Source organism: Sporomusa sp., from assembly GCF_057736855.1.
In genome coordinates this window covers 1-9648 of record NZ_JBYKYF010000100.1, presented here as the reverse complement: position 1 = coordinate 9648, position 9648 = coordinate 1, and the positions used below count along the sequence as shown (strand labels likewise).

At 40.4% G+C, this 9648-nt stretch carries 8 protein-coding genes and 1 pseudogene; all 9 read right to left on the bottom strand.

Annotation, left to right across the window (positions count from 1 at the left end):
• A pseudogene (locus AC29Z1_RS08440) lies at positions 1-116 on the bottom strand (chemotaxis protein CheW); the annotation flags it as partial.
• 18 nt (positions 117-134) lie between these two features.
• Positions 135-2216 carry a chemotaxis protein CheW gene (locus AC29Z1_RS08435; protein WP_488271015.1) on the bottom strand — a complete coding sequence of 694 codons (2082 nt, stop codon included), beginning with the start codon at positions 2214-2216 and terminating at the stop codon, positions 135-137.
• A gap of 176 nt (positions 2217-2392) precedes the next feature.
• Positions 2393-3439 carry a protein-glutamate methylesterase/protein-glutamine glutaminase gene (locus tag AC29Z1_RS08430; RefSeq protein WP_488271014.1) on the bottom strand — a complete coding sequence of 349 codons (1047 nt, stop codon included), beginning with the start codon at positions 3437-3439 and terminating at the stop codon, positions 2393-2395.
• 23 nt (positions 3440-3462) lie between these two features.
• Positions 3463-4128, bottom strand: coding sequence for a flagellar brake protein (locus AC29Z1_RS08425; protein ID WP_488271013.1), 666 nt, complete (start codon positions 4126-4128; stop codon positions 3463-3465).
• A 27-nt stretch (positions 4129-4155) separates the two neighbouring features.
• Positions 4156-5034 (bottom strand): MinD/ParA family protein, encoded by an 879-nt coding sequence (locus AC29Z1_RS08420; RefSeq protein ID WP_488271012.1) that lies wholly within the window; start codon positions 5032-5034, stop codon positions 4156-4158.
• Complete coding sequence (gene flhF, locus AC29Z1_RS08415) at positions 5027-6127, bottom strand: flagellar biosynthesis GTPase FlhF (protein WP_488271011.1); 1101 nt, start codon at positions 6125-6127, stop codon at positions 5027-5029. The genes AC29Z1_RS08420 and flhF overlap by 8 nt, the downstream gene beginning before the upstream one ends.
• Position 6128: 1 nt before the next feature.
• Entirely contained in the window at positions 6129-8195 is a 2067-nt protein-coding gene (flhA, locus tag AC29Z1_RS08410) for a flagellar biosynthesis protein FlhA (RefSeq protein ID WP_488271010.1), read from the bottom strand.
• Positions 8196-8215: 20 nt separating this feature from the next.
• A complete protein-coding gene (gene flhB, locus AC29Z1_RS08405) occupies positions 8216-9361 on the bottom strand; it encodes a flagellar biosynthesis protein FlhB (RefSeq protein WP_488271009.1) in 1146 nt (381 codons plus the stop codon).
• On the bottom strand, positions 9309-9648 hold a 340-nt coding region (locus AC29Z1_RS08400), incomplete at its 5' end, for a flagellar biosynthetic protein FliR (protein ID WP_488271008.1). The genes AC29Z1_RS08400 and flhB, both read right to left, overlap by 53 nt.

Sequence of the window (9648 nt, the reverse complement as noted above, 5' to 3'; positions counted from 1 at the left end):
ATTTCGGTGTTCTTCTTTATTTCTTGCACTTGCAAAATACTAACACCGTATTCTTCGCGTCCCAGTTTAAATACAACTAGTTGAACTTCATTTCCGGAATATGTAACTTCAGACATGCGTTTCTCCCTCCCCGCTTATTGCATTAATGCACTAACATCTAGGATAAGCGCTACTTCACCGTTACCTAAAATAGTAGCACCGGCAATAACCTTAATACCAGCCAGCAACTTGCCCATCGACTTGATTACTATTTCTTGCTGACCAATCAGTGTGTCAACAATAATTCCGGCACGGTTTTCACCCATATGGACAATGACGGCAAACAATTCCTCTTGGTTGTGAGTACCAGTATTAGGAACATTAAGTACATTTGCTAATCGCACGATGGGGATAATTTGGCCTCTAAGCAAAATAACTTCCTGATTTTGAATAGTTTTAATATCTTGAGGCGTAATATTGATGGTACTGTCAATTGAGCCCAGCGGTATGGCATAAATCTCATCACATACTTTTACGAGTAATGCCTGAATAATCGCTAAAGTTAGTGGTAACCTAATTTTAAATTTACTACCGCCGTTAATTTTTGTCTCGACATCCACCATTCCACCCAAGGATTCGATCTTGGTCTTTACAGCATCTGTACCGACACCACGCCCGGAAACATCGGTAACTGTGTCCGCTGTAGAAAATCCTGGTAAAAATACAAGCCTAATGGCCTCAGTTGGATCAAGCTTATCGGCTTCAGCTTGTGTAATAAGCCCTTTATCCACTGCTTTTTGTTTTATCACATCAGGATTCATACCTTTTCCGTCATCTTCAACCATAATAATGACGTTATTACCTTCGTGCCGCGCAATGAGACGAATTTCGCCAACAGGATTTTTGCCTTTGGCTTGTCGTTCAGCCGGATGTTCAATTCCATGGTCAATAGCATTTCTCAAGAGATGAACCAGAGGATCACCTATTTCGTCAATAACTGTACGATCAAGTTCTGTTTCTTCCCCTTGAATAATAAGATTAACCTCTTTATTCAGCTCACGCGACAAATCTCTAACCATGCGGGGAAAACGATTAAACACTTGTCCAACTGGTACCATGCGAACTTTCATGACAACGGCCTGTAAGTCAGTAGTTACCCGATCCATTTGCTCAATCGTCTCAACAAGTTCAGTAAGCCGATGAGTTAAGCCGATTTGCTCAAGCCGGGTTTTATTAATAACCAGTTCGCCAACCAGATTTAAAAGATTATCTAATTTATCAATATCAACCCTGACAGATTGACCACTTTTAAGTTTTTTATTATCAACCGCAGGACTATGTTCATTTACAGCAGGTTTTTCAAATGTATTTACACCAGTAGGTTTCTTATCGATTTTAGCAGAAGTAGTGGTTCTCGCTGATTGAACTGTTGCTGTTGCAGTTGCAGCCGTTTCCTTTTCAGCTTGCTGAATTACAGATGGGACAACAATCACTTCTTCTACTTCTGAGATACTACTAACTGCTTTCTCAATTTTTTCGGCTTCGGCAGCAGATAAAATTACTACTTGGAAACTGTCGTCAAAGTTTTCCTTTTCCAGCTCTTCAACAGGCGGAATACTTTTAATCACTTCGCCAAGTTCTTCTAAAACATTCATTATCATGTAAGCTCGCGCGGATTTAAGCAGACAGCCTGTCCGTAATTTAACATGAACTTCATAACAGTCAATGCCTTGCTTCCTTGCCTCTTTAACTACATTTCGCTCAATATCATCTAATTTTACCGCGGCAGGTGACTTTACTTCAGTTTCTTGTGCTATGACCGACAGAACCGACTGTTTTTTAGCTTGAGAAGAAAACTCACCATTAGCAATGGATGTAAGCTTAGAAATTAGCGGTTTAATATCTATAGTCTCATCAGAATTTGCCGCTACATTTTCTACTAGTTGTTCTAAGGTGTCAATACATTTAAACAAAATATCCGTAATATCATCATCGGCTTGCAGTGTGCCTTTTCGCAGTAAATCAAGAACATTTTCCATTTCGTGCGTGAGCTCAGCAATCGTAGTAAATCCCATGGTAGCAGACATACCTTTTATGGTATGCGCACTGCGAAATATCTCGTCAAGCACAACCAAATTGCCAGGATCGTTTTCAAGATCCAGCAAACAATTATTTAACGTTTGTAGGTGTTCGCGTGATTCTTCTAAAAACATCCCCATATACTGATTAATATCCATTTGTTACCCCCCCCAAAGTACGTCCTATATTGTTACATTGCTAAAGGAGAATTCGTTTCTGGTTGGTTTAACCCTATCTCAGGATAGTTGCCTTAACCCAAGCTAGACAATTCCCTGTGCCCGTAGAGGTATAACTCTCACTTTTAGCAGATAGAGTCCAACAGCAACCCTTAGCTTCATGATAGAGCCCTTAGTATTTCAGCAGCTACACCAGTAATGGGTACTACTTTATCAACTACTCCCAACTCGACGGCGGCTTTAGGCATGCCATACACAACTGCCGTTGACTGATCTTCAGCGATAGTATAACCGTTCTGGCGTTTAATAGCTTCAATACCTTTGGCACCGTCACGTCCCATTCCGGTCAGAATAACACCTATCGCCTTACTGCCAAAAATTCGTGCTACCGACTCCATTAAAGGATCTACTGCCGGCCTATGTCCGCCGAATGGCGGATTCTGATTAAGCTTAATCATGATTTTCCCTGCTTCACGTTCAAGCACCATATGGTAATCTCCTGGTGCTATATATACATGACCGGCGCGAATTACATCATTATGTTCTGCTTCTTTTACAGTAACGGCAGACAATGAGTTTAACCGTTCTGCTAATGATTTGGTAAATCCTGGTGGCATATGTTGGACAACAACAATGCCGCAGGGAATATTACTAGGAAGCTTAGTAATAATCTCTTGCAAGGCCCGCGGACCGCCTGTAGAAGTACCAATAGCTACAATGCGTTCTTCATGCATCAGGCTAGGTGCTGAATGAATTCTTGGTATTACTGGCAAAACAGCAGAAGTGGTATGTCTTTTTGCCAATTGCACAACATTGGCTTTTACTGCGGCCCGGCATTTAGTAAGTATTTCAGTGCGAATTGCTGTAATATTGGATATAGGCCCTGTAGTTTTGGCAACAAAATCGACAGCCCCAATTTCCAGTGCCCGCAAAGTTGCAACAGCACCCGCTTGCGTTAAGCTACTAATCATGACAACTGGGGTAGGAAAATCTTTCATAATGATTTCTAAGGCTTTAATTCCGTCCATAACTGGCATTTCAACGTCCATGGTAATCAAATCCGGTTTTAGACGTTTTAGTTTATCAATTGCATCTTTACCGTTACGGGCAGTATCAACAACCGTAAAATCCGCTTCCCCTGCAAATAAATCTGTTAGAAGCTTACGCATGAATGCAGAATCATCAACAACCAATACCTTTATCACAAGTTCACCACCAATATGCGTGCTTATTCCAACCCTTTGCGGCGCTGTTCCAGTTGCTTCTTAAAAATAAATCTAATAATATTACCACGGTCTTTCTCGCTAATATCAAGAAACTTAATTGCAACCCAGAACAATGCACGGTCAGATTGAGGTTGTTGTACTCTGACAACTTCACTTTTTAATGTAAGTGGCCCGATATCAGGATAAGCAATGGTTACCATTAATTTAGTTCCCAGTTCCCAGTGATGAGTAGTAGCGATTTGTGCGCCACCGCCGCTAATATCTTTGGTCACCGCCTGGATTATAGATGGTTCAACTGCTTGATCCCCTTCAAGTTCCACAATCTGCACAGGCAGCGTGGTATCAATACGTACAAATGCTCGTTGCTGAATTCTTTTTATATTATAAGGAGTTGCAATAATCCAGATTGGCAAAGGCTCTAGTTCGCGGGCAAGCAGGGTACTAGTAAACTCGAACGGCATTCCGCAGGCCACCGTTCGCCCAAAAAAAACCTCTCCCCTTCGCAACATTACCGGATAACCTTTACTCATCGGCATAGCTATACTCATATTATGGGGGGTAATGTCTTCAATACGACTATGATATTGCTCAGCTAGCCCATCTTTCCCAGGCACAATCACGGTAACACGCTGATTAATTTTAAAAATATCATCAATTTTATTATCCATAAGAACACCTCCCCCACTTGAGGACTACTACATATATTCTAATAATTTATAGAAAAATCCTTTTATTCCACGAGGTGGCTCTTTACTTTCACCAGTCAGCAACTTTTTAGCTATGCCTTCAATACACCGGGAAGATATAGCTCCAGGAAAGGCTAACAAAAGCGGGGTTTGTTTTTTAACCGCTTTCACCACGTTACGATCTTCGTAAACATAGCCAAGGTCATGTATGGACACATCCAGAAATCGTTTGCAAACACGCATCAGCTTTTCAACCACCATCCGACCTTCATCACGATCAATAACCCGATTAACTACCAGTCTAAGTGGCGCAGCACCGTTTTGGCCGGCATACGCTTTCATCATAGCATAAGCATCAGTCATTGCCGTGGGTTCAGGAGTAGTAATAATGATAACTTCGTCTGCAGCTGTCACAAAGTTCAAGACATTGCGACTGATACCTGCACCAGTATCAATTAAAATAAAATCTGCCCAGCTATCAAATAATGCTATTTGCGATACTATCTGCTTAAGATGGGCCTCGCTAAGATTTGCCAGGTGATAAATACCAGACCCACCTGATAGGAACAAAATTCCGCGCGGACCTTCCGTGACAATATCGGTTATTTTTAATCCACCTTCTAATAGATTTAAAATGCTGTACGGCGATGAACAGCCTAAAACGACTTCAACATTAGCCATACCCAGGTCGGCATCAATAACCAATACTTTTTTATCAAGTGCCGCTAATGCCAAGGCTAAATTTACAGTAAAGTTAGTTTTCCCTACGCCGCCTTTACCACTGGTAACTGCAATTACACGACTCTTAATCCTTTGTTTAATAATGGTACTTTTAGGGATTGAATATTTCAGTGTCATTTGACGTAATTTTTCAGCCTGATCACTCATTAGAATCCCTCAAAATCATATTTGCCAATCTCGTAGCATTAACTAGCTCAATATCATCAGGAACACTTTGCCCAGTAGTCATATAAGACAGAGTTATGGGAAAATGGTATAGCAAATTCAAAACTATACCTAAATTAGTAGCTTCATCAATTTTCGTAAACAAAAACTTTTGGGGAGAACATACTGAAAATTTATTTACAATTTCAAACGCATCCCGAGACTTGGTTGTAGTACTCAACACAAGATGAGTTTCAATATAAGGGTCAACGGATAAAAATTCCTGATGTTCAGCAAGCTGTTGCTGATTACTCGGGCTACGTCCCGCTGTATCAATTAGCACTAAATCTTTATCCTCATGCCGACGCAATGCCACTTTAAGATCATCAGGTGAATATACAATGTCTAATGGTACACCAATGATATCGGCATAAATTTTTAATTGTTCCACTGCAGCAATTCGATAAGTATCAGCCGTTATCAATGCTACTTTATAGCCTTCCTTTAAGGCAAAATTAGCAGCCAATTTAGCAATGGTTGTAGTTTTCCCAACACCTGTTGGACCAATTAAAGCAACCTTTTTGCATCTTGACGGCGTTATTGTGATACCATCAATGCCCTGTAAACATTGGACAATGCGATCGACAAGCAATTTGCGAGCAATGCTTTGATCGTTGCCAGAGATGTAGTTTTCAACAGGTAAACCTTTAACAAGGTTGGCGGCAATTGCTGGCTCAACATCATTCTTTACTAATAAATCCATAAGTGGTGATACTTGATTAGTGTCTTGAGGAAGTTTCCCCAGAATTTGTTCCATTAATTTTCGCATATTAGACATTTCAAGCTGCATCGCTGATATTTTTGTATCCTCAACTGGATTGGCTACTGGCGCAACCCATTGTTTTTTCTCAATAGCCGGCGCAGCCGGAGAATCAAGTGCTGCCATAACCTCAACCATCTCTTTGCCAAAGAAGCCCAAAAATCCACCTTTTTTAAACCGCCGAGTATGCAAAATAACAGCATCACGCCCCAAATCTTGTTTGACTTGCGCCATTGCTTCTAGCATACTGGGTGCTGTAAATAGTTTGACTTTCAAATTACAATTTCACCATCCCTAGAGCCTGTACCTCAATTTTAGGATCCAACTCAGCATAGGATAACACGGTTAAATTCGGGGCTACTCGTTCCGTAAGTTTACGGAAATATAGTCTGGCCCCCGGACTTGTAAGCACAACTGGTTGATAGCCCAAATTAGTCAGCTTCGGTAGTTCATTGGTAAGACTATTGATAATAGCCTGAACCGTTTTTGGATCTAGTGCCACATAAGATCCTTGTTCTGTACGCTGTACTGCATTGACTATCACGTTTTCAAGTTGTGAGTCAAGAGTTAAGCAAGTCAAAACATTATTATTAACAAATTGCTTGGAGATCTGCCGAGCTAAAGCATGACGAACATATTCGGTCAATATCTCAGTATCTTTTGTCAATGTTGCATAGTCAGCCAACGTTTCAAAAATAGTTACCAGATCTCTAATAGAAATTTTCTCACGCAGCAAATTGGCAAGTACTTTTTGAATTTCACCAAGCGATAACAAATTGGGTGTCAATTCCTCAACAACTGCTGCATTATTTTGTTTTACAGATTCAATTAAGGTTTGTACTTCCTGGCGTCCCAAAATTTCAGCAGCATGGGACTTAATAATTTCAGTCAAATGTGTCGCTAACACAGATACGGGATCTACCACTGTATAACCGGCCATTTCAGCCTGCTCCCGATATGCTTCTTGAATCCATAGGGCTGGTAATCCAAACGCCGGTTCGACGGTCTCGATTCCTGGAACTGTTTCAAAAACTGCACCTGAGTCCATGGCCAAAAAATGATCCAGCATTAACTCGCCTCTAGCGATTTCTATCCCTTTAAGTTTAATAACATACATATTAGGTTTAAGTTGAATATTATCGCGAATCCGGATTGTCGGAACAATAAGACCAAGTTCTAAGGCACATTGACGACGAATCATGACAATACGGTCCAACAGGTCGCCGCCTTGACTGACATCTACAAGGGGAATGAGACTATAGCCAATTTCTAACTCCATCGGGTCAACCTGTAACAACGAAATAATATTTTCCGGCTTTCGAACCTCTTCTTTTTCTTTCTCTTCCTGTTGTGAGATTTCCGCTTGAACTTCTGAACGCTGCGTTCTTATCAATGCATAACCGATACCGCCAGTAATAGCACTCATTACAAAAAATGGAAGGCCCGGTAAGCCAGGTATCAATCCAAGCAGTGCCAATACACCACTAGCAATAAAAAATACACGAGGGTTATTGATGATCTGACTGGTGAGGTCAGAACCTAAATTCGATTCTGAGGCCGCCCTGGTTACAACAATACCAGTAGCAGTAGATATAAGTAGTGCTGGTATTTGGTTCACCAATCCTTCGCCCACTGTAAGCAAGGTATAAGTCTGAAGCGCCTGCGTAAGATCCATATTGCGCTGCAAAATCCCGATAGCAAAACCACCAACAATATTAATAATAATGATTATAATAGCAGCAATCGCATCACCTTTAACAAACTTACTTGCGCCATCCATTGCCCCGTAAAAATCGGCTTCACGCTGAATGTTTTTACGGCGCTCACGTGCTTCCTTATCACTAATCAGTCCGGCATTTAGGTCAGCATCAATGCTCATTTGTTTACCAGGCATGGCATCTAGTGTAAAGCGTGCAGCAACCTCTGCAACACGTTCAGCACCTCTGGTAATTACAATAAATTGAATAATAATCAAGATAACAAAGACGATAAAACCAACTACAGCATTGCCACCTACTACGAAATTACCGAAAGCAGCAATCACTTCTCCCGCATGACCATCTAACAGAATAAGCCTAGTGGATGATACGTTAAGAGCCAGGCGAAATAAAGTAGTAACCAGCAACAGGGAGGGAAATACAGAAAAATCCAAAGGTTCTATATTATAGATAGCTACCATTACAATAACCAATGCCAAGGTAATATTAAGGGTAAGCAATATATCAAGGAGGATTGTCGGCAACGGAATAATCATCATAACCACAATCGTAATGATGGCAACCGCTATCATGATGTCACTATATTTTGTTAACCCTTTAACCAGCGTAGACTGTTGTGCAGCCATTTATCCAATCGCTCCTTCTACTAAGACAAGCGTTTTTTTAAGCGGTAGACATATGCCAAGACTTCAGCCACCGCCTGATATAATTCAGGGGGGATAACATCCCCAATTTCTACTACCGGGTACAACGCCCGAGCCAATGGTTTATTTTCTACGATAACTACCTTATGTTCCCGCGCCACTTGTTTGATGCGTTCAGCAATAAAATCCTGACCTTTGGCCAAAACCACGGGCGCCGACATATGTTTTTCATATTTTAAAGCAATGGCCAAATGTGTTGGGTTGGTTACAACTACATCGGCTTTAGGAATTTCCTGCATCATCCGCCGCATAGCAATGGCCCGCTGCTTTTCTTTGATTTTACTTTTTATTTGTGGATTACCCTCGGTTTGTTTAAATTCTTCTTTCACTTCTTGTTTTGACATTTTTAAACTTTGGTTATGCTCCCACCATTGATAAATATAATCTAAGATGGCCATAATCATCATAACTGCAATAATTTGAAAAGCCAAGTCAATGACCAGCGAACCGGCTAAAGAGAGTGAATCCGTAATTTCCATATTAATTAATTTAGGAATATCTGATGTTTTTAAGACAGCAAAACGATAAATAAAATAACCAATAACACACACTTTAAACAGCGATTTTGCTAGTTCAACAAGTGCCCTTTTGGAAAACAAACGTTGAAAGCCTGATATAGGATTAAGTTTACTAAGTTTTGGCGTGATAACTTCTGTTGAAAACATAGCACCGACTTGCATAAAGTTAATAAATACAGCAATGACAAGGATGACAAGAAGTATAGGTAACACTGTTTTTAATAAAACTACAATTGCCTTAACATATATTAATTGAACAGACTGAAATGTAAAATCTGGTGCCGACAAATTTGACAGAATTGCCGTCATATAGCTTGTTATCTGATAGTAGGTGTAATCTCCCAAAAACTTAAGTGTACAGAAAGCAGCCAAAATAACAAATACCGAATTAATCTCATTACTTTTTGCAACTTGGCCCTTTTTTCTAGACTCCTCTTTGCGTTTAGGCGTGGCCTCTTCTGTTTTTTCACCGTTAAACAACTGCAAATCAAAGGTACGTAACTTATAGCAGCTATCTTTAGACTGGCGCAAAGCTTTCCAGGAGGCGATACATATGGTGGAAAATTTCATTAAACACTACCTCCAAGAAGATGATGTAAAAGGGTAAGGCTAAAGATAGTACAAAAATGCCGACAAGAATTTTGCCAGGCACACCCACAACAAAGATATTCATTTGCGGCATAGTACGGGCTAAAATACCTAATGCTACATCGGTAAGTATTAATGCTACCGATATCGGCAAACTAATTTTAACTGCAATAATGAAAATCGCAGCAAGCATATCGACCATAATCTTAGCCATCATATCTGGCTGAAATAATCCTTGAGTGACTGGAATGATCTTAAAACTATAAAAC